The organism is Sorangium sp. So ce296 (assembly GCF_051529605.1).
Classification (GTDB): domain Bacteria; phylum Myxococcota_A; class Polyangia; order Polyangiales; family Polyangiaceae; genus Sorangium; species Sorangium cellulosum_D.
The window spans coordinates 707551-733473 of the sequence record NZ_CP150325.1 but is presented as its reverse complement, the minus strand read 5'-3'; the positions used below and the strand labels follow the sequence as shown (position 1 = coordinate 733473).

The window sequence follows — 25923 nt, the reverse complement described above, 5'->3', positions numbered from 1 at the left end:
CTGCGTGTTTGTGTGCTGAGCAACATGTAGGCGGAGTGGGCGAGTCCGCGAGCGCGGGCCGGTGCCGCGGCCTGGCTGAGCGCGGAGCGGCCGCGGAGGCGAGGTGAACGCCCGCGAGTTCGGGCTCGGGGCCGTCGGTGTCCACCTGACCGGGGCGCGGAGCGGCTGCGACGGTCGAGGGACACCTCTGGCGCTGGTGACTGGCCCTGAAGCGCGAGCTCGTCGAGCACTCCGGCGTCGAGGCCCTGGGCGCGAGCTCGTAGCGCGGCGCGGCCTGGCCGAAGTCCACCCGGGCGAGCACGGCGCCGCCGGCGGCGAGACCCTGGAGCGCGAGCTCGTCGAGCGCGCCGGCGGCGAGGCAGCTAGCCGCTGCTGCTACTGTCCTCAAGCGGGACGCCGTTTAGCTGAGTGTACCTTCGGATCTGGCACACGAACTTGCTCGAGCTCTCCCGGTGTTTGTCGATGGCAGCATCTATAAGCGTTGCGAACGCCATCAACGCCTCGTCGCTAGGATAGACAATCGATCGGTTTTCCCATGGCTCGCGAATGGCCCCCGACGGAGGACGGCGGAACACGCAGCCGGTTTCTAGACATGCAGCCAAGCTGACCGTGGCCGTCTCCTTCATCCACTCGGCCATGGTGTGGAGGTTGGACGGACCGTTGAAGCCAAAAACGGCAAACGTCGTTCGATTTCGGACCTCTCGATCCCAGAGTTTCACGCCTTGCGGAGCCTTCTCACGGTTGAACTCCTCGGCCGCGGCAGCGTCTTGGGGGACGCCGCCAGCTCCGCGCGCGGGGGCGGGCTCCCACTCGACGGAAAGACGGAGGTTGGCGGTCTGGGTAGCAGCTTTGTCAGAGTCGAACAACGCAGTCTTGTCTAGTGTCAGCTTTACCTCGACAATGGCTGCGACTGTCTCGATTGGTATAAGACGAAGTCCGCTTGGGAGTGCCAGTCGATTCGATTCTCTGTTATTGAGATGGATGACGATGTCTTGTTGTCGGCTTTTTAGGTCTGCGTCGGTGTCGAACGCGTCGATGATCTCGCCAGAGGAAACGGTGTACTCGGGCTCGACGCGGCGCCGCAGCCACTCCCTGATGGCGTGCTCTGCGTCGAAACCGCGGTTTCCGTTGTGGTCAAGCACGCGGGCACGCTCCGCAGCAACGAGCAGCGATTTCGTTTCAAGGTCCATGTACGTCTGGATCCGTCGATGATGACTGGTCATTCTTCGGGCGAGTAGCGCAACGGGAACGCGGAGCCAACGGCCAAACCTGACGGCGAACTACCGGCCGTTCGATGACGCGGACGAGCACAGGTGGGAGAGATGGCGTGGTGCGCCTCCCGGCGCGCCCGTCCTACCAGCCGCCAGGACGGCCACTCCCTGGAGCACGGGCTCATCGAACCGGCCGAGCTCGGCCACGTCGCCGGTGAGGTCCTCGCGCGCGGGCCTGTGCCGCGGCCAGGCTGAGCGCAGAGCGGCCGCGGGGGCGAGGTGGACGCCCGCGAGCCGGGCTCGGGGCCGTCGGTGTCCGCCGGGCAGGTGCGCGGACCGGCCGTGAGGGTCGAGGGACGCATCGGGCGCTGGTGACTAGCCGTTCGTCCACCGGTTGTCTGACGAACAGCCGCGGGCCACTGAAAGTCGGCTGGCGGAGCTCGATGCGGAACCTATTGAGCACGGCGACGGCGAGTGGGGCTCGCGAGCCGGTGCTCGGCACACTTCAAGGAACGAGAACACGTTGCGATGAACGAACGCGCAGGGGGCCACCGCCGTCTGACTCTGGGCCCAACTTGAGCCGCGCCGCAACCTTGTTTATCCAAGCAACGTTGTTTTCCGGTCCGCACTGGAACAGAGTTTTTGTGCGCTCGACATCCATGATCTGTGCGTACCCATTGGACGTATCGATCGGATATTTGTCGGCGATCTCGGTCCAGACCTCCGCGAGCGGCTTGTCGCGCATCCGTTCTTCCAGGTTGCTCGCGTTTCGTTCGGTCCACTCTGTCATCCGGGTAAAGTGTGCAATTTGGCTTTCGATGTACCGCAGGTGCGCGTCTTCTATCTCCATCCCACAAGGCAAGCGCGCCATCTTCTTGTGTGGCACTTCACGGGCCGCGGCTTTCGATGCCTCAAGTGTGCGTTGCAGACATGCCCGCATCGGTGCGTATCCAGGGTAATGGTCATGGCACTTCGCCCATTCGTTTGTTGCATCATCGAGCCGTTGCCCAATGGGCCAGTACACCTTGAGGACGGCGACTGCGTCGTCCGCTTCCAGATCGTCTTGTGTGAACATCCAGTGTTTCCTCCGCGGCGCGATCAGTGCGCTTCTTTGCGCTCCCGGTCGCATGCCACAATAGTACACGCAGGTGTAGCCCTCCGCTAGTGTTGCATCGGACCCGGAGCGGCACGCGGGGGGCAGCTGCGGCATCGAGGTGGACGCCGGCGAGCTCGGGACGGGCGCAGAGCGGCCGCGAAGGTCGAGTGATACATCGGGCGGTGGTGACTGGACACCGGTGCTCAGTGCCGGCGAGCACGGGACCGTGGCCGTCCACCTGGTCGGGCTCGGTCACCTCGCCGGCGAGGTCCTCGAGCGCGTGGCGGTCGCGACCTGTCCAGGCGCGGAGCGGCCGCGGGGTCGAGATGGCCCCGGCGAGTTCGGGGCCGTCGACGCCCTGGCCGGCGCGGAGCGGCCCGCGAAGGTCGATGGGGCACGTCGGGCGGTGGTGACTGGACACCGGTGCTCAGCGCCGCGGGCTCGGGTCGGTCGCCATCCACCCGGCCGAGATCGGCCACGTCGCCGGTGAGGTCATCGAGCGCGGGCCCGTGCCCCGGCCTGGCTGAGCGTGGAGCGGCCGCGGGGGCGAGGTGGACGCCAGCGAGCTCGCGATCGCGCTGGCGTCGTACATGGCGCCGGAGCAGGCAGCGGGGCCGCGGCGTCGAGGAGTACGCCGGCGAGCTCGGGTGGCCGCGCAGGTCGAGGGCCACGTCGGGCGCTGGTGACAGGGCACCGGTGCTCAGCGCCGGCGAGCTCGGGGGCCGTCGCCGTCCACCAGGTCGAGCTCGGGGCCGCTTGCGTCCGCAGCGCGGTTGTTCGTCCACCAGTTGGTTGGCGAACACTCCCGCCGCGTAGCCGCCTGCGCACCTGCGCAACACCACCGCGGGGACGCCCTTGAGCAGCGGAGCGGCCCGCGGGGTCGTCCGGGCTGCCGGGCCCGCGAAGCCCTATCGGGCCATCCGTAGCCGGTCTCATGGCTGCGCGCCGATGGGACCACGACGCGTGACGCTCGCGCCGACGCGGACACGCGAGCGACGTCGTGCAGCTCCAGGCGCGTGAGTACTAGCGCGTCGTCGCCGCCGATCGCGCAGGCCACCGTCAGGCGCTGCGCTCGCGGGCGGCGTGGCCGCGCGGGCGATGTCGTGCCGCGCCATGCGCGTGGACGTCACGGCGCGCGGTCACCGCTGCCTGCGCGCGGCGCCGCGCTGGGTCGGGCTTGCAGCCGATACGCGCAGCCCGGGGCGCGTGGTCGGTAGGGCGCTCTCGCGGCGGCGTGGGCACGCAGCTGGCGCCAGCAGGCCGACACGCGCCGGAGCCGCGCAGGTCGCTGCGCGCTGGCGCACGCTCTGGACGGTACGATCCCTGGCCCGTGTAGTGGTCTCGTCTAGATTCCGTTTGACGCCGATCCTGTGCTCAGAAGAATGGGTCGCGTCGCCACGTTGCTCGCGTGTTTCGGAGGACCGGGAGGGAGACGATGAGAACGACAGACCGGCAGATCTCATCGTCGGCAGTGTTCGCTCTCCTGCTCAATGTCGTTCCGACGCGGGCAGACGCATCCGAGCTGAGTGCCGGAATTAGCTTCGGGGGGATCCAGGCTGGCACCGTGACGCACCTGGCGGTCAGCCCGCACGCGGGAATATCGTGGCGCATCAACGGCAACATCCTATTAAATGTTCACGATCTGCTCAGCGTCGTGCCTCCAATTCAGATGGGTGGGGTCGGTGTCTACAATAGCACCATCGTCGCTCTCGGATATGGTTGGAAGAATGGCGATCTCAGCGCTGGCCCATCCGTCGCGATCTACTTCATGCCGGCTTGCGGAGGCACATTGTGTGGGCACGTCGCCGGGATGGCGGTGGGCGCGCATGCGCAAACCAATGCGTATGTCGCAGGGCCGCTCGGCGTGTCGGTGAGCGCTAATGTGGATTGGATCGGCGGGAGCAGCCTTGTGCTCTCAGGTTACGTGTCCGTGCTTGTCGTCGTCGGTCCCGTGCTTCGATGGAGCATAAGATGAACGTAAGAATGGTTCTGCTGTTGATCGTGGGTTTTGCCATCTGCGTCCTGGCGGCATGCAATTGGACGGTAGGAGACTGCTATCCCCGCGAGGAGTGGGTGAAGGGTGAAGGTGCAGGTGGCCCAGTCGGGCCGCCAGTTCCTGTCATCACCTCCGTCGCGTCGGGTGACTTCGGGGCGGAGCCGCCGGAAGGCGGCGAGCGCAAGATCCAGTGCAACAAAACGGAGGACGAAGAAGAGGAGGCGGAGGAAGACGCGCGCCCGACACCGAGCCCGGAGAAGCCGGCAGAGCCCTGCCAGCAGAGCGGCGCTCCCAGCATGGGGTGCACAGGTACCAAACCGATTGACCCGCGGGCATTCAATTTTGTTACGATCGTCGCCGACGACGGAACCGTGAGCGGTTGGCAGGAGGCAAAGGCAAACCTGTTTTTTGGTCACAACCAAGAGGGCGATGACGCGTGTGTGATTCGCATCGGGATGCCTATCCGAAGTGACGCCTGGGGCAAGATCTCCCCGGACAGAGCAGCATCCATCAGCGCTGATGTGACGAATGCGTCGGCGAGAGAATTGTACGAAAATCAAGGAGGCGAGGATCTTCCACCTGGCATATTCTGCGATCGGCTCAAGAGCGAGATGAGAATACGATTTGCGAAGAGGTACGAGGGTCTCGGTGCTAGGGTGATGAGTCCATGAAACACAACCTGGACGAGCTGCTAGAAATTGTCTACAGATACTATCCGCGCGGTGTTGGGATAGCCGATGATGTCGACGAACAGCTCCGCCATGAAACCGAAGAGCATGCCCGGCTAGTGGCCGCGCGGATCCAGGCTTCGAAGGATGAGCGCTGGCACGCCATGCGGCGTCGCATCGGAGAACGCTTTCCCGGCATGCTCACGGATCAGTCGCTGCATCTCCACGGCGGTGGCTGCGATGGCTGTTATTCCTTTACGATCAATCTGCCACAACCTGCCGGCCGAACGCTCTGGTTTGAAGTGAGCTTTCTCGCTCCTTACTACATCATTCACAGTCCTCGCACGATCGAAATAGTGAAGAATCTAAGGGATGCTTTTTCGATCTCCTTCCGGGGCATGCTGTTCATCGTGTCTCGAAGTCCGCTCGATCCGAGGCTCATCTCAAATCCGGACCATGAGCGCCGAAGGACCGTCACCATAACGCGGGACTACGTCAGCTTCGATCTGGCGCCTGACGAGCAGCCGTACGCGGACTGGATCGCCCACGAGATCGAAGCATCCTTCGGTTGCGAGCGCATGCCGCCAGAGGTCGGAACCGTACTCGTGCCGGGGGTGGCGACGAATCTGCGGATTCCGGGGGAAGTCAGGCTCTACGACTGCCTGTTTTCGGATAGCCACACATGGGTGAAGCCATCGCCGTCCGAAGTGCCGGCACCCCGTGCAAAGGTCGATGAGAGCAGCCTCACGGATCGGTTCGTTGCGGTGCTTACTGTGCTCCGGGCGCATCACCAGATTGGATGGACTCTCAGGTGGCCTGCGATGGTTCGAAGGTTACCGGAGTCAGAACGACAGTCGGCAGCGGTTTTCTTGTCAGCGTCGACGGATGGCTTTCTGCACAAGGACAAGATGCTGGAGGAGCTTGCGCGCATGCGCGCGCACGACGAATCGCCGGCGACTCTCCGCGCCATGGCCGCCAAGCGTGAGCTCGAAGCGCTGGTCGCTTCGTGGGACGGTGAAGGCGAGCCGCCGACCTCCATGGTCGCTTGGGCCTCCAGCTTCCTGGATAGCTGGCTCGTGGACTCGGATTCCGCAGCTCCCTCGTAGCCGTCGTGGAGCTCTGCGCCCCTCGTCGGGACGTGACTTCGGCTATTCGGGAAAGCGAAGCGTCGGGTGGGCATCGCCGCTCTCTCCCACCGTCGTGCTGCCATCGTGGCTCCAGCTCGTGCCGCCCTTGCCCGGCTCGCCGGTCTCGATGGTGACGCCCTCAAGAGTGAGCTGGTCATCGTCGATGTAGGCGACACCAATCGAGTCGCCGCCGCGCCCCGGGCCGCCGTAGCCGCCGGGCCCTCCTTCGCCGCCCCGGCCGCCGAAGCAGGCGGCGAGTTCATCCCCCAGCGTTCCGCCCGGTGCGCCTCGGCCGCCGCGGCCGCCGCGCTGGGGTTGCCCGCCGTCGCCGCCGTTGCCGCCAGCGTTCGCCGTGATCTTGGTGTCGCGCACGGTCACCCGCGCGTGAAGCGCGAGGACGCCGATGGACGGCTGACCGTTCGCTCCCCCGCGGCCTCCTCGGCCTCCGCAACCGCCGGCTCCTCCCGAGCCTCCGCCTGGGCCTCCCTTGGAGGCCGCGCCGCACACGGCGAGGCCGCCCCGACGACCGCCGCCGCCGCCGCCGCCCTGGCCCGGCGTGCCCCAGGTCCCCTCGCCCGCCGTGTCGCCCTCCCATCCTGTCTCGGTGAGACGCCCGATGCCCTTGCCCGGTGCGCCCTGTGTTCCCGGAGCCCCTGGGCCCCCCTCGGATCCGCTGCTGCAACCGCGGTTGTCCTGCTCCCCGAGACCGCCGTGCGAGGGCGAAGAGTAGGCGGGCTCCCCGTCGCCGCCATCCTCGGCGCTGTCGGGCCGCCCGTTGCCTCCTTTGCCACCGATGCTCGTGAGCCCGCTCTCGCACTGATTCACGGCTGCAGGCCCGCCGGCGACGACGGTCGCCGAGCATGCGTCCCCACCGAACATGCCATCCGGTCCGTCCGGTTGCGTGGTCGGCCACTTCTCGCCGTGTCCATTTCCATCCCCTACGCTGGCGGAGATCTCGCTCCGCACGATCTCCACCGCCGCGTTGGACTGAACGAGCACACCGACCGGGCCCCACGAGCGAACGTAGAGATCGGCGAGCGTCGACACCCCGTCCGCGGCCCCCCTGTCCTCGGGCCCCGCGGGCTCGACGATCACCATGGGGCCGGCGACGCGCTCGTGAAAAAACGAGGACCGCTTGGGTAGGTCGCTGCGGACCCATTTCCGGCAGTCGAAGCCCCCGAGGAGGTCCACGCCGGAGGGCACCCTGATCTGATGCACAACAAATCCGTCATTGCAGATGAACACGCGCCCTCGTCCAGTGCGCGCGAGCTCGACGGCGTGCTCGACGGTGAACACCGGCTTCGCCTTCGTGCCGGGGTTCCTGTCGTCGCCCCCACCCAAGGCTCCGGCGACGAATACGCCGCAGCCGTCGTCGATGATATCGGCGGCGACGTGCTCGACGCAGACCGACTCCGGGGGCGGCTCGTCCTCGCACGAGGTGCCCTCACACGGCGTCACGCCAGGATCGTTCACGCCGGGCGCAGTCCCGCAGCCGGTCGCCCACGAGGACAGCAGAAGGATCAAGGTCGCCGCGGTGCTCTTTCTCATGTGCGTCTCCTGAGGGGGCGGCCAGCACAGGGCGGTTCATCGAGGCGGCTCCGGGGCTGGCGCATCGAACCGGTACCAGAACGCCGCAGTCCCGTCTTGCCCCTGGCCGAGCGGGCGTTCCGGGGTCGTATTGCCGCCGAGCCCCCCGGTGCCGGCTTGGCCGGGCGAGACCGTCGCATTCTGCAAGATGGCCACGGAGGCGCCCACGGAAGCGATGCCGAACGAGTGGCCGCCGAGACCGCCGCCGGCGTCGCCCCCGCGACCGCCGTGGCCGCCACCGCCGCCGCGGCACCCTCGCGACGGCGACGTGTCGGTCACATGACCGCGTCCACCTCGGCCGCCGTCCCAGCCTAAGCCTCCCCACTGGCCGGTTCCGCCGACGCCGCCGTTCCCGCCCTTGGCCCCGAGGACCGTACTGGCATCGACCGTGAGCTCGCTCGCCTGTAAGGCGACGATCCCGATGCTCGCGCCGCCGTAGTTGCCCCCCTTGCCCCCCTTGCCCCCGCACCCGCCGCTGCCACCCGATCCGCCGGCCGCGCCGCCCTGGGACCGACCTGCCGGACACGCAAAGGTGTCGTTGCGCCCTTTGCCGCCACCTCCCCCGCCGCCGCCCTGGCCGACGCCGCCTGGCTTCCCATCGTTCCCGCGGCCGCCGATCCATCCATCGACGTCCAGGAGACCAGGATCCACTGCTCCGGCAGCGCGCTCCGCATCGGCGCCGTCTGCTCCCCGCTCCCCGTCCTTGCACGCCATGCTGGACGCGCCCAAGCCGCCCCGGCCGAGGTTGTCCGGAGTCCCGAGCGGTTCCGGCAGTCCTGACGTCCCGTCGCCGCCCGACTCGAGGCCTCCGTCGCCCCCCTGGCCACCCGTCGACTCGATGCCGTCGCCGCACACGGTCACAACCGGAAGGGCGCCCGGCGCCACGTTCGCGCTGCAGGCATCCGCGCCGTCGTTCCCCACCACGCCAGAGTTCGCGCGGTAGCTCGGCGCGTCCTCGCCAGGCTCTCCGTCCTTGCCGTCGCCTGCGTGGATCACGCTCGACTGCACGATCGCCCTGGCCCCATGCTCCAGGATCATCGCGATCGACGACTTGCCATCCCGCGCGGAGGCGTCGGCCGCCAGGGCGCGCACGCCGAAGATCACCGACGTCGTGTCGTCCCCCGCGATGCCCCCATCGTCCCCCCCGAGAACCCGCACCGGGATCCCGACGGGCGGCGCGATGACGGTCAACGCGTGCTGCCCGTCGAGCGGCCCTCCGTAGGACCAGTCGCCGCCCGCGCACAGACGACCGCCCCAGAGGTCGACACCCTGGGGGAGCGAGATGGCCTCCTCGAACAACCCGCCGCACGCGTACACGCGCCGGGTCGGCAGCTCGCCGTGGCTTCGCCCGCGCGCGGCGAGCCCGATCGCGTGCTGCAACGTCCTCACCGGCGCGCGCTTCGTTCCGGCGCTGTTGTCGTCGCCCTGCTCGCTGACGAACACCCCGCACTTGTCCAGCGCTGGCGCTGTGCCGGGCTCTCCCGCGCAGAGGTCGGGCTGTGGCTCCGGATCCGGAGCACACGCCAGCTTTGCCGAGCAATCATCGGGATACGCCGCGCAAGCTGTCAGCGTGCTAGCTCCCCACACGCAGACAGCGAGAGCGGCGACCGACGTCACCGCGCTTCGGCCCGCGAGCGAACCCGTCCTCTCGGCCCCCCGCGCGCTCACCATACCCCCTCGATTCGCGCGCCGATTTCGCTCCCATTCGCCACGGGTGAGACATCGACCCGATCCTGAGCCGGCGTGAATCGCAGGAAGGAGAAGTCCGTGAAGAACGACGCGGCGGTCACGGCACCGACGACACCGCCGGTGATCACCGCGGCCAGACCGGCGCGGCCGTGCATGTTGCGCGCGTCCAGCAGGCGCGCCAGCTCGCCACACGGCGAGCTCCGAGGCGCTTGCCAGCACATCGACGCGCTCGATGACGGCTCGCTTTCGAGCCGAGCTCGCCGGGCGCTCAGATCGTCGTCGAGCTTGCCCGCCCGGACCATGAGGATGGTGCCCACCGTCACGCCGGCCGTCGTGACGGCGATCCCCGTGATGCGCAGCGTCCCCGGCCAGGAGGCCCACGGGCTGGGAGCCTGCGCGCGCGCAGCGGGCAACGTGCGCAAGGGGGGCGGCGTCGCTGGCGCGGTATCCTTGGCGCTGCTGGCCTCGTTGGCGCTGCTCGCCACCGCACGGGGGAGCAGCTCCAGCGTCATCTCGTGCTCCGCGCCCACCACGCTGCGGAAACTCTGAAACGCCTCCGTGCGGCCCGGTGCGTGAGCCCGCACCATGACGTGTTGGCCCGGCTCGAAGAAGAGCGTGTAGGTCCGCGCGGTCCTCCCGACGCGCTCGCCGCCGATGAGCACCTCGGCGTCGGGCGGATCGACCGAGAGCACGAGCGTAGCGACGCGCTTCACTGCCTCGCGCTGGCCTGCCTCGAATCGCCGCTCGAGCGCGTCCGGCAGCGCTTCGCGCTGTTCGAGGCTCTTGGCAAGGTGCTCGGCCGCATCGCGGTACTTGCGCAACGCGACCTCGCAGAGGCCGAGCTCGCCGGCGATCTCCGCCCGCTCTCGCTCGGTGCTGGTCGTCGGGTCTGCGGCCTCGAAAGCGGCCTTGTAGGCAGCATATGCCTCCGTCCACCGCCCGGCGTTGCGCGCTCTCTGACCACGGCGAACATCATCCTTCACCGATGAGCTCTCGCGCGATCTCGCCTGTGGGGGGGAGATCGGCGGCGCTGGCAGACTTCGTGAAGCCTGTTGCGCCTTCGGGGGGCCATCATTCGCGCTGGCCGCGATCGGGAAGCCTGTTGCGACCCCGAGCATGAGAGAAATCGAGAGCGAATGCGCAATGCAACGCATCCGGTGACGGTACTTCCGCCGGCCGTTCGGCGTCAACCGGCGGGGGCCGCGGCAAGTCGGCCGTTTGGGTGAGAATCGGCGGCCGTATGACGGAATGAGCTCGGCCGTCCTGATAAGACCGCTCGGGTGTAGGCAAAAGTGGCATATTGGCACACGTTGGCCGACCAAAAATCGCTCGTTGGTTCTTTTCTCTGAAGCATTGGGGGTGGCTCAAGTGTGCTGCTAACCGTGGACAAGCCCGCGACCGTCTCCCCCAGCTTCGAGCTCTTCCGACGCCTCGCCCGGTGCCACGGTGTGCCGGCGCGAAACGTCGAGGATGTCGCCCAGGACGCGCTGCTGCGGGGCCTGCAGGCCGACAAGCGGATCGAGCCGGGGGCAGACCCAGGCCCGTACCACGTCACGATCGCCATCAACCAAGCGCGCAATCACGTCCGTGACGCACACCGCCGCGGCGAGGTGCTGACATCGTTCGATGGGTGCGAGATCCAAGATGAGTGCCCCACGCCGGAAGAGCTGCTCCGGAGACGGCAGCGGGAAGAGATCGCGCGGCAGCTTCTGGACCGACTCGATCCCAAGTACCGAGATGTCTTCATCAAGCACGACCTCCAAGGGGTTCCGCTCGCCGAGATCGCGGCCGAGCAGGGACTTCCGCTGGACACGGTGAGAACGCGACACTGGCGGGCGCGCAAGGCGCTCAGGGTCCAGCGGGAGCGGTGGCAGGAGCAACAGCGCTCTCAGGGATGGGACGACAGCGCCTGCGTGCCGCTTGCACTGGGCTTCCGCCGTCGCGCGTCGTGGGTGGCCTCGCTGCGCCGTCTGGGCCTGAGGATCCTTGTCCAGGGCGGGCTCGTCGTGCTGACCGGCGCGCTCGTCTCCTCGGCGGCATCGTTGCCCGACCCGGAAGCGTGGCTCGGGGCGGCTGCGATCCCTGCCACCTCGCACGCTGCGCAGGAGGCTGCCGCGTTCCCTGCGCGAGACGGCGCGCCCAGCGCCGCGACGCCCACCGGCGGAGAACGCGCGCACAGCGCGGCGCCACCGGCCGCGCCGATCGCGCGCGAGATCTCGTCGCCGAAGGAGCAAGGGGGCGCGCGCGCGCAGCCGGTGGCGAGCAGCCGGCCCGCTCCCTCGGCGACGACCGAGCGCCGGCCCGCGTCTTCGGCGAGCGCCGTTCGACCGACCGGCAGCGAGCGCGAGAGGAGCCTGATCAACCAGGCCCGCAGGGCCGTCGAGGCCCGCAACGCCACGGCGAACGTCGAGGCTCTCCGGCTGCTGAAGACCCACGCGCGGGAGTTCCCCCGTGGGCGGCTGGTCGCCGAGCGCGAAGCGCTCCTCCGGCAGCTTCGCTGAATCCTCGCCTGTCCTTCGGCAGCTAGCAGGCGGTGACCCTGGTGACGTCTTCGGACGGCACAAGGCGAAGATCCGCCTCGCGTCCCGACAAGAACGATCACGTCCAGGAGACGAAACGCGATGAATACGATGGAGGATCTACTTGGTGCGATGTGGCTCATTTCGCCGCTCGGGCTCGCGATGATAGCCTGCGTCGCGATCGGCTACGCGGTCACCGCGCGCGAAGCGCTGGGACGGGAGCGGGGGATTCGCGAGGCGCGCGAGCACGCGCACGATGACGAGGAGGCCGCCCTCACCGATGCGAAGGAGCAGGCAGAGGGGGAGCGGGACCGATACCGGCGCCTTCTGGACTGTCACGTCGATGCGGTGCTCGCCGAGCCGGCAGACGTCCGCGCGCGACCCGTCCCCTCGCCAGGAAGGGTCCTCGAGTCGTGCTGCGCGACGATGCCTTCGTGGAGGAGGAAGCTGGCCGAGAGCACGGGGTTGGAGCCGACGGAGGTGGAGCGGCTCCTGAGGAGCGACCTGCCGATGACGCCCGGCCTCGCCCGGCAGCTCGAGGCCTTCACCGGCACGCCCGCTCGGTACTGGGAGCGCCTGTGGCGGCTACACGACGACCGCCGAACGGACGCAGAGGAGACCGTGATGATCCAGGTCGGCGAGCCCGTCACCAAGCGCGAGAGCGCGGCGCGTCACGCGGAGTCGGCGCCGCTGACTCCGCCGACGATACCTCCTCGCGCGCTCGATGTTCCTCCGCCTGTGGTGCCGTCTCCCGAGGTTGCGGCCAGGAGCCCGCGGGCGAAGCTGCCGCCGCCTCCACTGCCGCGGCTTCGGTCGCCGCTCCCTGTCCGCGCCGCCATGGGGACCGAGCTCGCCCGGCGCGCTGGGACGCTGACGAGCTTCCCGCTACAGCGTGACGAAGGGGGGGCGAGCTCTGCCGACGCGTCCGATTCGGAGGAGGCCGAGCGCTCTCCTCTGAACAAGACATTTCCGGGAGTAGGGAGCCATGGGTGAGCGTGGCTGTGCGTCGCGTTCATCATAGGGTGCGATCGCCCAAGGGGGTAAGGCCATGGATCGTCCGAACGAAGGCAAGCGCGCTGAGGCGTACGCGCGCTTGTTTTGCCCGATGTTGGTCCGCTCCGTGCTGCGCTGGTTGGAGAGGCTGGGGGTCCCACGGTGCCACCGTGGCGATGTCGCGGGCCAAGTCTGGGTCAATGTCTGCGAGAGCTGGCACAGGTTCGATCCGAAGCTCGGCAGGCCGGAGCGCTGGTTGAACGCGATCACCGTACACGTTGCCGCGCACTACCACGAGCGTGCGCAGCACCGCAGGCAGGAGCTGGTCGATCTGATCGAGGTGCTTGATCCGGCGCCGGATGCTGCTGCTGTGATGGAGTCCGACGACGTCAGGGCCAACATGATCGATGCGGTGAATAAGCTCGTTCCGGAGCTGCGATTTGTTCTCGTGGCACACGACCTGAACGGAGTTCCGATGGCCCAGGTAGCCCAAGACGCAGGGGTGCCTCTCTCCACGATATACAAGCGACGCACAAGGGCCATCGGAGCGCTACGCGACATCATCAGGTGTCGGGAAGCCGGAGAGACCTTCACGCGGAGAGCGCGGCTGCAGTGAGCGCCAAGGGGCTGGTTGTTCACTTCCGGCGTGACTTGGATGACCATGAGGCGGAGCGAATGATCGACGCTCTTATGATGATCAAAGGCGTCGTCAAGGTGGCACCCGTCGAGGCCGGTTACGAGGACGACCTGAACCGGCAGCGGGTCAGGCGAGATCTGCTCGACAAGATGCGCGCGCTCCTGGGCGAAGAATAGGCGCCGAACTCGGCGCTGGCGGACCGCGGTTCGAGGCCGTCAGTGTCGGCCGGTCACCGAGCCCGCCGACCCGTGCGTCACCCTCTGGTTCCACGTCTTCCACGTCGCGGCGCCTGCGACGTCGGCCGGCGCCCCCGTGCTCTCGTGCTCGATCGACGTGCGCAGGGCTCCACTGTGGCGCCCGCGTTCAGCGTCGCCGTGCGCCGGCTGGATCGGCATGCCTGGACGTCCGCGCCCCATCGCCGGGTCTGGCCGGTCTGACGTGAAGGCCACCGCTGTCGCTCGGTCTCCCACCCATGGCGGGCGCGGATAGCGTGAGCGGCATCACGGAGGCGCACGACGACCGCCCCGGGGCGGGCCCGCTGCTGTGGCGACGTCCGCGGGCTGCGCGTCTGGAACGGGACGATGTCGCCGTGCGTGACCGTTCCGCGCGCAGGCGGCTCGTCGGAGCGCGTTGTGGGACAGGTCGCGGTCACGGCGCGCTGACGGCCGAACACCGGGGGGCTGCGCACGATGCCGCCTGTGCAGCAGCGTCGCCTGCCGGCGCGGCCCGACGACCGCCCTTCTGGAGCCGCTGACGGCGCAGGGGTAGCTGCTCCTGCCATATCGAACCTCCGTTGTTGTGGTGTTTCGGGTTCGGGGCCGAGCCTGAACGAGAGCCCGCCAGGAGGCCCGAAATGGTAATTCTGACGATCCGGTAACTCGTCGCGAGTTACCGGGATCTGCTCAGCCGGGGAACCCGCTCTGGTGCCGCGCAGTTAGGTCGTTTCGAGGGAGCGCCCGAGGGGCCGGTTTTGGGGGGGCGCGATGGGGTCGATTTGGTAATTCTGCGCGGGGTCGGCTGAGGGGCTCCGGCGCGTCGGCCACCTCCGTTTTGTCGCATACATATGCGACAGGGCGGCGCACGGCGGGCACGACCGCGGGGCAGCCCAAGCGGCGCGGCACGAGCTGGTCCCGGCGGACGCCGGGGCGGCCTGGGTCTGGAGCCGAGCACGTGGCGGGGCGCGAGCTCAGCGCATGGGGCCGGAGAGCTCGTCCAGGCGGGAGGCTGGCGCAACGCGGAGCTCGCCCAGGCGGACGCCAGCGTGGCCCGCCGCGGCGCCGGGCGAGCTGGCCCCGCTCGACGGCCGGACCGTGGGATCGCCGGCGGGGTCACCCCGCACACCGCGGGCACGTGATCGGGTCGCAGCGGATGCCAGTCAGGTCACGGTGTCACGTGAGACCCGGCGTCCTGGTGGTCGCACGCTACATCACACTTTGATGACGTCGCCCTCGCATGGTGCCGACTCTTGTACTCTGCTTTAACGCTCTTTAAGGTTGAACGAAAAAATGAAGGCTTCGCTGTGGCAGGTCTGTGACTCCGTGCTTTTGTAGGCGCATGAGCTCGCGGCGCTGGTACGAGCTTGCGTGCGGAGTCGTCCGCGCGCCGAGCCACGTCCTCGAAGAGTGTTTTCAGATGAACAAGCAGACCCGGTGCCACCTGCGCGCGATTGCACGGCTGCACCCCGAGATCGGCAACCTGTGCGATCAGCTTGAGGCGCCGTGGAACGCCGTGCGAAGGATCGCGCACGCACCGGGGGCCGCGGCGCAGTGGGAGCGCGCGGAGCAGGTGCTCGGTGAGCTCGTGGAGAAGCGCCGGGCGACGGCGCCGCGCCGGTCGAGGCTGGAGGCTGCGCGCCTGGAGGCGCTGAAGCGAATGGGACCGCCGATGGAGGGGGGAGGAAAACTTGCAAGCAGCCTGCGAGCCGCGTGGGAGGCGGCGGAGCGCGGGACGCTCGCGGTCCCAAGCTCACGTCCGGGCGATCGGCATGCTCATCTGCGGTCCAGCGCTGCCCGGTGAGAAGCGCGCCAGTCGAGCACATGAAGCGGCGTCTCGTTGCACTTCCGCCGCGTACCTCTCCCACGCGTGCCTACCGCGCCCGCTCGCCGATCCTATTCAGGGAGCGGGCGACGCTGGTGCACGGGCGACGTCGTGCAGCTCCAGGTGCGTCAAGGAGTGCGCAGGCCGCCTCGCCGGGCCCCCTGCATGACCGCCCGTGGCCGCACCGAGTCGTGGGCCGACGCCGCCCGGCGCCCAGCATCGTCGACCCCGGCGAGAGCCGCAAGGGGTAGCCCCACGGCGATGGCTGGGCGCTTAGTCTACCGCGGCGCCCTCGTCCACGCCATCCCGTTGGGCGGGCTGGCGGGTCATGACGAAACGGCAGGCGGGCCTTGACGCCATGTCCGAGCTATGATCCCCTGCCTTCGGTACGGCCCCAATGATGCAGCTCACGTACTGCCAATTCGAAGGTCTTCCTGGATTCAAGACGCTTGTCCTCGGAGACCTTGTCGCGCTCACGGCACTCGTTGGACCCAACGGAGCAGGGAAGAGTACCATCCTAAAGGTCCTGGATCTCGCCCTGACGATTCTCCACATGGAGACCCTTTGTGACGAGCTGCCCAAGCACGACACTTGGCAGCGGTTTACGAGAGCGCAGTTGCGGTTCCGTGCACCGGTGCGCACAAAGTTCGAGCGATTTGGCGAACATCTGGGCGAGTCGTTCAACGAAATTGAATTGCATATCGAGTGTACTGGCTCAATCTTTGTGCTGCGACGTGTGCACAGCGATGGACGCACAATCGAATTCGCGGCGTCCCAGAACACTAGGACCAGGATCACTCAGCAGGAGGCTGTAGTCGCCCAGACACAGAACCGCCTCAAGGACGCCCAGCAGAATGCCACGCAGGGTAACGCAAATCAGCGTGCGCAAGTTGAATCCCAAGTTAACGAGCTGACCAAAGTGCTTGAGCGTCAGAAGCGCGACCTGGAACAAAGTATGCCGGTAAAGGCAAAGGTCTCGGGCTCCGAAACTCCAGTTTCTTTTTCACGCCCTGAGGTTGACAAGTTCTGGACGTCGCTCCTTTTTCCCGCGCCAGTTTATGTCCCACCGCGCAAGTCTCCCGACGTTGCGATTCCTGCGCTGATCTCGGAACTCATGAAGTTGAAGAAAGGACGAAGGCACCATTTCGCCGAGTATTCAGCAGTTACTGCGCGCCTCAGTCACTTACTACAGGCCGACGTCGATCTGTCAGACATCGATGGTCGAGAATCTCTCCACATTGACGGCGTTCCATATCAGAATGCGTCGTCAGGAACTGAAACTACCCTCGCGTTCTTTGGTCTGACCAGATTGGGCAAACGTAATTGCCTTATTCTGTGGGATGAGCCTGAAAACGGGCTGCATCCCACGCGGCGGGCTAGGCTGCTCGATCTCATGTTTGCTGACGGTCGACAGTACGTGCTTGCAACGCATGCGTCGGAGTTGGCTCCCATCTTCTCCTCGCAAGGTAAGGCGTTTCGCTGTTCGTCTGACTACGATCGTGAGAGCCTTAGCATTCGGCTTAGTGTTCAACATGTGGCTAATCGGCGCGATGCCTTCAGTGCGCTTGAGGCACTCGGGATACACCCCGCGAGAACGCTGTTTACTGCCAACGTCGTGATCTGGGTTGAGGGGCCAACCGAATTGATTTTCTATCGACATTGGTTGAACGCACGCCTTTCGGAGCGCAAGCTGGTTGAGGGTTTTCACTACACATTTATGCAGTACGGCGGCGCTCTCATTTCGTACGTCTCAGCTGCCGACGAATCTCAATTCGAGTCAGCGTTTGATCTGCTTAGCTTGTGCAGACATCCTGTGATATTGCTCGATTCGGATTTGCGCGTCGAGCCCGCAGGAATGGCTCCGGATCAATTTTTGAAGTCAGGCGCCACGCGACTCTACAAGCAGATCGTGGACCTGAATTCAAAGAGGCCTGGCGCTGCCCTCCTTTTGTGGACTGCCGGCAGAGAGATCGAGAATTACTTACCTACGCGGGCAGTTCTGCATGCGGTTCGGACACTATGGGCGGACTCCGCAAAGTATGCGTCTGAGCTCGCGGATGAGGGATTCTCTGTTACTCAATACGATGCGTATCACGAGACTCTGGCGGCACATCTCATTGCAAAGGGGGTGACCGATGATAATAAGCGTGATCTCGCGCGCCCTTTGGCAAAAGGAAGAAGCGTTTGGGGGTCGGCTAACAAGGTCGAAATGATGCGTGCCGCTTTGCGGATGCCCGGATTTGCCGAGCATGAACTGCAATGGAATTGTTCTGAACATCTCGCGCAGGTCGAGGAGTTTGTTGTTGCAAGTTGTGGAGCCTCCGAGCGCATCTGAAGTAAGGAATCCACCGTGGAAAAATGCCGCCCAACTCGGGCTTGATGACCGACGTGTGGGGGCGCGCCGACGATCACGGTGGCGATGGTCGGGCGCTTACGAGGGGACGTCGATCACGGTGCCGCCGGGCACGTGCCGGCAGAGCCGTACATGCTGGATGAGCAGCGCCGCGGGCTGGGGGGCCAGAGGAGGCCCTTCGTAAGCGCCCGACCATCGCCATGGGCGACCGCTTGCGGCTCTCACGGGGTCGACGATGCTGGGCGCGGGGCGGCGCCTACCGATGGTCCGGGCAGACGCGGGCGGACACGAGAGGGCCGGCGAGGTGCTCTCCCCCCCGGACCCCCCGGCGGCGAGGATTGAGGTTCGCGTCGTTCAGGACGCGTCGGCGTCGTCAGCGGTCGCAGCCGCCAGCGACGCTCGTGCCCACGCGTCGGGCAGCAGCTCGTCGAGCCGTTCGCGCGACCAGCCCGCCTGCAACTTGCAACCCACCGAGCGGCGCGTCAGCTCTGCCGACGCTCGACGGGAGCGACGGCACGTTCTGGCGAGCCGAGGTAATCACGCGCAGATATGGTTGGCGCAGGAAGCACAGCGACGATCGGGGACGGTAAGGCGACGGGCGAGGGGGCGGGGAGCGCAGCGACGGCCGGCGCAGGGCGGAGCGCCGGCAGCTCCCGCGCTCCATGCGCCGCTGATATCTGCGACGGATCGCGCCACGTGATTCTGATCTGCTTGTCCTTCGTCGCCTCGACTTTCAAGGCGAACGCGCGGATCAGCGCGCGCTGGATGTCTACATGCAAGATGCTCCACTCGTCGACTATCTGCTGAACATAGGCATGTGCGTGCTTTCTAGTCTCGATGGTGTCGTTGCCCGCAATTTCTTTGAGCTCGGCTTCCTTCGCCTCGATTGCTGCAAGCGAGTCATCCAGGCGATTCAGCTCTACCTTCACGTCCTCGACCGTGAAGAGTCCCTTTGCAACGAATTCCACGACGCGCTGTCGCGCGATCTTGATCTCCCGCCGCTGGGCGGCGAAATCGGGCTTCTCGATCTGGCGCGGCGGCCTGGTGAGCGAGGTGAGTAGCGAGCGAGCAAACGCCAGGAATTGCTCTCCCACAGCGGCGTCCGCGTCCGGCTGACGGAGGTATGCGGAGGACTTGCACCGCACGCCCTTCTCTTTCTGCTCAACATGGCCGCGGCAGACGTAGTAGCCTACCTTGTGTCGGCCGCTGCGTGACGGCGGAATCGCGGCGACGCTGCGGCCGCATTCCGCGCAGCGGCAGATGCTTCGCAGCAAGTGGTTCGCCGTCACAGACTCGGCCTGTGGCTTTCTCCCGCGGCGCCGGTCTCTCAGTGCAAGCTGGACGTTGTTGAAGGTCTCATCGTCGACGATCGCCTCGTGAGCGGGGATCCATTCCGCCGGAAGCTGCACGGCGCCGCGTGTGGCCTTCGGCCGCACGGCGGTCTTTGCAATACGGCCCGTGTAGACGCGGTTCCGCAGAGCGACCACCACCCAGGCGCGTCCGAAGGCTTTGATGTTGCCGTACTCCTGGCGAAGCCGCTTCGCGATCTGAAACACGCTACAGCCTTCGAGCGAGAGCGCAAACATGCGGCGCACCACCGCGGCGTGCTCCGGAACGACGCGGAGCGGCAGCGGCGTCTTCGTTCCTTTGGGCTTCGGCTGGCGTTCGTAGCCGAACGGCGGCTGCCCCTCGACGAAGTACCCCTGGACGCGCAGGTGCTTGCGCCCCCCTTCGGTCCGCTCCTTGATCCGACGGCGCTCCTGTTCCGCGCCGACCGCCCAGTTGGCCAGCGTGTCCTCTGCCATCGGCGAACGCGAATCGAAGCCCTTGTCAATGGCGACGAACACGGCGCCCTTGCGCATGATCTGCCGGACGTTCTTCACGATGAAGACCACGTCGCGGCCGAAGCGGTCGATGTCCGTCACGATCACCATGTCGCCGCGGCGGACGTCGGCCAGGAGCGCGGCGACCTTCTTCCTGTTCGCTTCGTTCTCCTCGCCGCCGCTCTCGACTTCCGGAAACAGGATCGGCTCCGGCAGCGAGTGGAGCCGGCAGTAGTTGCCGATCTTCTCGGTCTGGGCGTCCAGGGAGACGCCCGCGATTTCCTGCTCCCTCGTTGACACGCGCGGGTAGCCGAGGGTCCGACGGATCGCGGTGTTGGGGATTGCGTCTTTCATTTGTTGCGCCTGTCCAAAAGGTTGATCCTACTCCGGCCGGCCAAGCTGAGCAAATCGCCGGTTTCAGCCGGAATTTCCGCCTCTCCTGCGTCTACCAAAAGCTCCGCAGCTCTGGGAGGGCGGAGTTCGGGCCCTCGTGGGCGGCGCCCCGGTGGCGCGGCGGCTCGCCGAGCTCTCCCGCCGGGAGCTCATCCGGCGGCGAGACGAGGCGCGCATCGCGGGCGAGGTCGAGTACGAGTTCCGGCACGCGCTGGTGCGGGAGGCCGCCTATGGCATGCTCACCGAGCGCGACCGGCGCGTCGGGCATGCGCTCGCGGGCGACTGGCTGGAGCGCGCCGGCGGCGCGGACGCCATGGCGCTGGCGGAGCACTTCGAGATCGGCGGCGCGCCGGCGCAGGCGGCGGAGGCGTACCTGCGCGCGGCCGAGGAGGCGCTCCGCGGCGGCGATCTCGCCGCGGCGATCGCGCGGGCCGACCGCGGCATCGGCTGCGGGGCGGCCGGGGACACCGCCGGCAGGCTCCGCCGGGTCCAGGCAGAAGCCCATGTGTGGCGCGGCGATCTCTTCCTGGCCGTGGAGCGAGGCACGGAGGCGATCGAGCGGATCGAGCGCGGCTCGATCGCATGGTTCTCGGCGATCACGCAGGTGGTCCTCGCGACGTCCAAGCTGGGCCAGCTCGACGAGCTCGAGCGCTGGACGACCGTGGCGGCGAGCGCTGTCCCCACGACCGATGCGCAGAGCGCGAGGCTCGTCTGCCTTGCCAACGGCGCGGCCATGCTGACCGTGGTCGGCCGTTACGTGGAGGGGCGCGCGCTCATCGAGGCCGTCGAGCGCGCATTCGAGGACACCCATGCACGAGACGTGGCGGCGACCGCGCAGCTCCATGAGGCGCGCTCTTACTATGCCATCTGCACGGGCAATCTGGTCGCCGGCGCGGACAGGATGGAAGCCGCGAGCCGTGCCTACGAGCAGGCCGGGGATCGCCGCAACGCTTGCAGCACACGCGCCAACCTGGGCGTCGCCTACACCGAGCTCGGCGACTTCGAGAGGGCGGAGTCGATGCTTCGCGAGGCTCACCAGGAGTCCGATCGGATGCATTTGCATGAGCTGAAGCTCTCCTCGGGGGCCAACCTCGCGCAGGTCCTCGCGTGTCGCGGTAAGCTGGCCGAGGGGCGGGCGTTCGCCGAGGCGGCTGCTTCGGCGAGCCGGCAAGCGGGCGCGGTCCGTACGGAGCTGTTTGCTCGCTGCTATCTCGCCAAGATCTGCGTCGCCCTCGGCGACCTCGAGGCCGCCGAGGACGAGGCGCGCGCCTCGGTGGCGCGCTCGCAGAGCGCCCCGACGCTCGGCGTCCAGGCGTACGCGGTCCTCGCGCGCGCGCTGCTGGGGCTCGGGCGCGTCGACGAGGCCGTCAGGACAGCCACCGAGGCGAGCTCCATGCTGGAGTCGTTCGGCACCCTCGAAGAGGGCGAGTCGCTGGTCCGGCTGACGGTTGCCGAGGCGCTCGCCGCGAGCGGCAGGCAGCACGAGGCGAACGCCGCGATCGCCTCGGCCAGGGCCGCGCTGCTCGCGCGCGCCGACAAGCTCAGCGACCCGACCTGGCGGGAGCGGTTCCTGCGCGACGTTCCGGACAACGCCCGCACGCTGGAGCTCGCGCGGCAGTGGCTCGGCGGTTGAGCAGCACGTAGGGGCCATGGATCGACCTCTCCGCAGGCTCGCCCGCGCTGGTGACGTCGAGCTCCTGGCCTCGTCGTCCTCGGGTGGCTTCGTGCCGGCGCGGAGAACCTGAGGTATCGCCCTGGGAGAGCACCTGCGGGGGCTCCCTCGAAGTACATGAGAACGGCGATGCGTTCAGCGGACGTAATAGAGGATCGTTTCGAGATCGAGCAGCTCGCCGCCTCCGGCGGGATGGGGGACGTCTACCGCGCGCGCGACCGGGTGTCCGAGCAGGCGGTCGCGCTCAAGGTCTTGCAGGGCGCGAGCGTTGACGACCTGCGCCGGTTCGCGCGGGAGGCGGAGGCGCTCGTGACGCTGCGGCTGCCGGGCGTGGTGCAGTACGTCGCGCACGGGGTGACCGGCGCAGGGCAGCCGTACCTGGCCATGGAGTGGCTCGACGGCGTGACCCTGGAGGAGCGGCTCGCCGGGGCGCCGCTCACGCTCGCCGAGAGCGTGGCGCTGGCCGCGCGCGTGGCCACGACGCTCGGCGCGATCCACCGGCTCGGCGTCGTTCACCGCGACCTCAAGCCGAGCAACCTGATGCTCGTGGGCGGCGCGGTCGAGCGCGTCACGCTGCTCGACTTCGGCATCGCGCGCCACCTCCGGCTCGCGCCGATCCTCACGTCGCCCGGGGCCGTGCTCGGCACGCCCGGGTACATGGCGCCCGAGCAGGTGCGCGGCGACGCGCCGGTCGACGCCCGCGCCGACGTGTTCGCGCTCGGGTGCGTGCTGTTCCAGTGCCTCGCGGGGCGCCCGCCGTTCCTCGGCAACAGCGCGCTCGCGCTCCTGATACGGGTCGTCCTCGAAGAGCCGCCGCGGCTCGGGGAGCTCCGCGACGGTATCCCGGAGCCGCTCGAGCGCCTGGTGGCGCGGATGCTGGCGAAGAACGCGGGGGAGCGGCCGCGCGACGGCGCCGCCGCCGCCGCGGAGCTCGCGGCCGTGGCCGGCGAGGGGTTCTCGATCGGGGCGAGCGCGGCCGAGGCGCCGGCCGCGCCGGGCGAGGCGATCACGACGGCCGAGCGCAAGGTGATGTGCGTCATCCTGGCCGAGGACGGCGGCGCCGAGGCCGGCGTCACGCTCTCGGAGGACGACGGCGCCGCGCAGGCCGAGGCGCTGCGGGACATCGCGGCGCGGCACGGCGGGCGCCTCGATCGGCTGCAAGCGCGCTGGGGGCTCGTCGCGCTGTCCGGCGCCGAGTCGCCCACGGATCTCGCCGCGCGGGCGGTCCACTGCGCGCTCGCGCTCCGGAAGGTGCTCGGCGCCGTGCCCATGTCCGTCGCGACCGGGTTGACCGAGGTCGAGGGCAAGCTGCCGGTCGGCGAGCTGATCGATCGGGTCGCGCAGCTCATCGCCGGGCGCGATGGCCCTCCGCCCGGGGAGATCCGGCTCGACGACGCGACCGCCAGCCTGCTCGCGAGCCGCTTCGAGACGGTGCGGGGGCCCGGCGGGTGCTGGCTTCGCGGCCCGAAGGAGGAGGCGGACACCATCCCGCGGCTCCTCGGCAAGCCGACGCCCTGCGTGGGGCGCGAGCGCGAGCTCTCGCAGCTCGCGACCGAGTGGCGCCATTGCGTGGACGAGCCCTCCGCGAACGCGGTGGTGGTGGTGGGCGCGCCTGGCCTCGGCAAGTCGCGCCTCGCCTGGGAGTTCCTCCGCACGCTCAAGGAGCAGCGCGAGGGCGCCGCGATCTGGATCGGCAGGGCCGACCCGATGGCGGCCGGCTCGGCCTTCGGCCTCGTCGCCCAGGCGCTCCGCCGCGCCATGGGCATCCTCGACGGCGAGGCGCTGGAGGTGCGGCGGAGCAAGGTGCTCGACCGGGTGGGGCGGCTCGACGCGCTCAGGGCGAGGGGCCTGCGCGTCGCGGCGTTCCTCGGCGAGCTGGTGGGGGCGCCGTTCCCCGACGAGGGGGACGTGCAGCTGCAGGCGGCGCGCCAGAACCCGGTGCTGATGGGCGACCGCATCCGCGAGGCGTTCGAGGATTTCGTGAAGGCCGAGTGCCAGCGGCAGCCGGTGCTGCTGGTGCTGGAGGACTTGCACTGGGGCGACCTGCCGACGGTGCGGCTGATCGACGCGGCGCTGCAGCACGCGAGGGACCTGCCGCTGCTGGTGCTGGCGCTGGCGCGCCCGGAGGTGGACGAGCTGTTCCCCGAGCTCTGGCGGCATCGGATCGGGCTGCAGCTGCGCCTCTCGCCGCTGCCGCGTCGCGCGAGCGAGCGGCTCGTGCGCGAGGTGCTCGGCGACGGCGTGAGCGCGGCGCAGGTGGACGAGCTGCTGGCGCGGGCCGAGGGCAACGCGTTCGTGCTGGAGGAGCAGATCCGGGCGGTGGCCGAGGGCCGTGGCGAGGGCATGCCGGAGACGGTGCTCGCGATGGTGCAGGCGCGGCTGGAGGCGCTGGATGTCGAGGAGCGGCGGGTGCTGCGCGCGGCGAGCGTGTTCGGCGAGACGTCGTGGAAAGGGGCGATGGCGGCGCTGGTGGGCGGGGCGCAGGTCGAGCAGCCGCTCGCGGAGCTCTCGCGGCGCGAGCTGCTGGTGCGGCGGCCCGAGGCGCGGATCGCGGGCGAGGTGGAGTACCAGTTCCGGCACGCGCTGGTGCGCGACGCGGCGTACGGCATGCTCACGGAGCGCGACCGCCGCGTCGGCCACGGCCTCGCGGGCGACTGGCTGGCCCGGGCCGGCGGCGCGGACGCGATGGTGCTGGCCGAGCACTTCGAGATCGGCGGGGCGCCGGCGCGGGCGGCGGAGGCGTACCTGCGCGCGGCCGAGGAGGCGCTGCGCGGCGGCGATCTCGACGCGGCGATCGCGCGGGTCGACCGCGGCATCGGCTGCGGCGCGGCCGGGGAGATCGCCGGCAGATTCCGCCAGATCCAGGCGGAGGCCCACGTGTGGCGAGGCGATCTCGCGCTCGCCGCGGAGCGGGGGAGCGAGGCGGCGGGCCTGGTGGAGCGCGGCTCGGCCGCGTGGTTTTCGGCCATCACCCAGGTCGTGCTGGCCTCGTCCAAGCTGGGCCGGCCTGATGAGGTCGAGCGCTGGACGGCGATCGCGGCGGATACCGCCGCTCGGGGCGACGACACGGCCGTCAAGCTCATCTGCCTTGCCGAGTGTGCGATCGCGCTGCTGCTCAACGGACGTTACGCGGCGGGCGGTGCGCTGGTCGAGGCTGTCGAGCGCGCGCTGGCGGGCGTCGAGGCAGGAGGCCTCGAGGTGGTCGCCACGCGGCTTCACTTGGCGCGGTCCTACCATGCGATCTGCACCGGCGATCTGGGCGCCGGCGTGGACCGCATGAGAGCCGCGATACTCGCCTTCGAGATGGCCGGGGATCGACGCAATGCCTGTGGTGAACGCGGAAACCTCGGATCCGTCTATGCAGAGCTCGGCGACTTCGAAGCGGCTGAATCGACATTGCGCGAAGTGCTGGAGGAGTCCGACCGGCTGCGGCTGCAGGAGCTGAAGATCTCGGCGGAGTCGAATCTCGCCCGTGTCCTGGCGTGCCGTGGTCGACTCGCCGACGGGCGGGCGCTCGCCGAGGCGGCGGTCATGTCGAGCCAGGGAGCGGGCATGGTGCGCACCGAGCTCTTCGCTCGCTGCTACCTCGCGAACATCGTTCTCGGCCTGGGGGACCTCGAGGCGGCCGAGCGCGAGGCGCGCTCCGCCATCGCGCTCCTGGAGAGCGCCCCGACGCTCGGCGTGCAGGCCATCGCTGTGCTGGCGCGCGCGCTCCTTGGGCTCGGGCGTACGGACGAGGCGATGCGGGCTGCCGCCGAGGCGAGCGCGCTGCTCTCGGAGTTCGGCACCCTGGAAGAGGGCGAGCCGCTCGTCCGCCTGACGTACGCCGAGGCGCTCGCCGCGAGCGGCCGGCAGGCCGAGGCGAGCGCCGCCATCGCGTCGGCCAGGGACGCGTTGCTCGCGCGCGCCGACAAGCTCAGCGACCCGACCTGGCGGGAGCGCTTCCTCCGCGACGTTCCGGACAACGCCCGCACGCTCGAGCTCGCGCGGCAGTGGCTCGGCGGCTGAGCGACGCGTAGCGGCCAGCAGGTCGATCCCTGCGTACGCGCGGGCGCTGGTGGTGTCGAATTCCTGATATTGTGTTCACTGAGTTACGGGGGGTGGTTGCGCGGAATATCGCGG

17 protein-coding genes and 1 pseudogene are annotated in these 25923 nt (G+C 68.5%); 12 read left to right on the top strand and 6 right to left on the bottom strand.

Going from position 1 to position 25923, the window contains the following annotated elements; genetic code table 11:
* Nucleotides 1–362: 362 nt before the first annotated feature.
* Both WME98_RS02800 and WME98_RS02795 read right to left on the bottom strand, forming a co-directional pair.
* Nucleotides 363–1190 (bottom strand): DUF6602 domain-containing protein, encoded by an 828-nt coding sequence (locus WME98_RS02800; protein WP_437949837.1) that lies wholly within the window; start codon nt 1188–1190, stop codon nt 363–365.
* Nucleotides 1191–1716: 526 nt separating this feature from the next.
* Nucleotides 1717–2286, bottom strand: coding sequence for a hypothetical protein (locus WME98_RS02795; protein WP_437949836.1), 570 nt, complete (start codon nt 2284–2286; stop codon nt 1717–1719).
* A 1456-nt stretch (nt 2287–3742) separates the two neighbouring features.
* Here WME98_RS02795 and WME98_RS02790 point away from each other — a divergent pair.
* The 3 genes from WME98_RS02790 to WME98_RS02780 are packed head-to-tail and all read left to right on the top strand — an operon-like array spanning nt 3743 to nt 6077.
* On the top strand, nt 3743–4282 hold the full coding sequence (locus WME98_RS02790; RefSeq protein WP_437949835.1) for a hypothetical protein: 540 nt from the start codon (nt 3743–3745) through the stop codon (nt 4280–4282).
* The gene (locus WME98_RS02785; RefSeq protein ID WP_437949834.1) at nt 4279–4974 is read left to right on the top strand and encodes a hypothetical protein; all 696 of its coding nucleotides are present in this window, start codon (nt 4279–4281) and stop codon (nt 4972–4974) included. The genes WME98_RS02790 and WME98_RS02785 overlap by 4 nt, the downstream gene beginning before the upstream one ends.
* Nucleotides 4971–6077, top strand: a complete 1107-nt coding sequence (locus tag WME98_RS02780; RefSeq protein WP_437949833.1) for a hypothetical protein — start codon at nt 4971–4973, stop codon at nt 6075–6077. The genes WME98_RS02785 and WME98_RS02780 overlap by 4 nt, the downstream gene beginning before the upstream one ends.
* Before the next feature lie 42 nt (nt 6078–6119).
* Here the strand turns inward: WME98_RS02780 and WME98_RS02775 are convergent, their stop codons facing one another.
* From WME98_RS02775 to WME98_RS02765, 3 genes are all read right to left on the bottom strand, one after another.
* Nucleotides 6120–7646: a hypothetical protein gene (locus WME98_RS02775; protein WP_437949832.1), complete on the bottom strand. Its 1527-nt coding sequence runs from the start codon at nt 7644–7646 to the stop codon at nt 6120–6122.
* Between the two features lie 36 nt (nt 7647–7682).
* Entirely contained in the window at nt 7683–9128 is a 1446-nt protein-coding gene (locus WME98_RS02770; RefSeq protein WP_437949831.1) for a hypothetical protein, read from the bottom strand.
* Nucleotides 9129–9349: 221 nt separating this feature from the next.
* Complete coding sequence (locus WME98_RS02765; RefSeq protein WP_437949830.1) at nt 9350–10195, bottom strand: hypothetical protein; 846 nt, start codon at nt 10193–10195, stop codon at nt 9350–9352.
* Between the two features lie 549 nt (nt 10196–10744).
* Here WME98_RS02765 and WME98_RS02760 point away from each other — a divergent pair.
* The 7 genes and pseudogenes from WME98_RS02760 to WME98_RS02730 form a co-directional block, all read left to right on the top strand.
* A pseudogene (locus WME98_RS02760) lies at nt 10745–11170 on the top strand (RNA polymerase sigma factor); the annotation flags it as partial.
* Nucleotides 11171–11287: 117 nt separating this feature from the next.
* Complete coding sequence (locus WME98_RS02755) at nt 11288–11875, top strand: hypothetical protein (RefSeq protein WP_437954172.1); 588 nt, start codon at nt 11288–11290, stop codon at nt 11873–11875.
* A 150-nt stretch (nt 11876–12025) separates the two neighbouring features.
* Nucleotides 12026–12886: a helix-turn-helix transcriptional regulator gene (locus WME98_RS02750; RefSeq protein WP_437949829.1), complete on the top strand. Its 861-nt coding sequence runs from the start codon at nt 12026–12028 to the stop codon at nt 12884–12886.
* Nucleotides 12887–12941: 55 nt separating this feature from the next.
* Nucleotides 12942–13502, top strand: a complete 561-nt coding sequence (locus WME98_RS02745) for a sigma-70 family RNA polymerase sigma factor (RefSeq protein ID WP_437949828.1) — start codon at nt 12942–12944, stop codon at nt 13500–13502.
* Between the two features lie 59 nt (nt 13503–13561).
* Nucleotides 13562–13699: a hypothetical protein gene (locus WME98_RS02740; protein WP_437949827.1), complete on the top strand. Its 138-nt coding sequence runs from the start codon at nt 13562–13564 to the stop codon at nt 13697–13699.
* A 1456-nt stretch (nt 13700–15155) separates the two neighbouring features.
* The gene (locus tag WME98_RS02735) at nt 15156–15539 is read left to right on the top strand and encodes a hypothetical protein (RefSeq protein ID WP_437949826.1); all 384 of its coding nucleotides are present in this window, start codon (nt 15156–15158) and stop codon (nt 15537–15539) included.
* A gap of 418 nt (nt 15540–15957) precedes the next feature.
* Nucleotides 15958–17895, top strand: coding sequence for an ATP-dependent nuclease (locus tag WME98_RS02730; protein WP_437949825.1), 1938 nt, complete (start codon nt 15958–15960; stop codon nt 17893–17895).
* 500 nt (nt 17896–18395) lie between these two features.
* Here the strand turns inward: WME98_RS02730 and WME98_RS02725 are convergent, their stop codons facing one another.
* Nucleotides 18396–20090: a recombinase family protein gene (locus WME98_RS02725; protein WP_437949824.1), complete on the bottom strand. Its 1695-nt coding sequence runs from the start codon at nt 20088–20090 to the stop codon at nt 18396–18398.
* A gap of 136 nt (nt 20091–20226) precedes the next feature.
* Here WME98_RS02725 and WME98_RS02720 point away from each other — a divergent pair, with 136 nt between their 5' ends.
* A complete protein-coding gene (locus tag WME98_RS02720) occupies nt 20227–21762 on the top strand; it encodes a hypothetical protein (protein ID WP_437949823.1) in 1536 nt (511 codons plus the stop codon).
* A 168-nt stretch (nt 21763–21930) separates the two neighbouring features.
* Nucleotides 21931–25809 carry a protein kinase domain-containing protein gene (locus WME98_RS02715; RefSeq protein WP_437949822.1) on the top strand — a complete coding sequence of 1293 codons (3879 nt, stop codon included), beginning with the start codon at nt 21931–21933 and terminating at the stop codon, nt 25807–25809.
* The last annotated feature ends 114 nt before the right edge of the window (nt 25810–25923 follow it).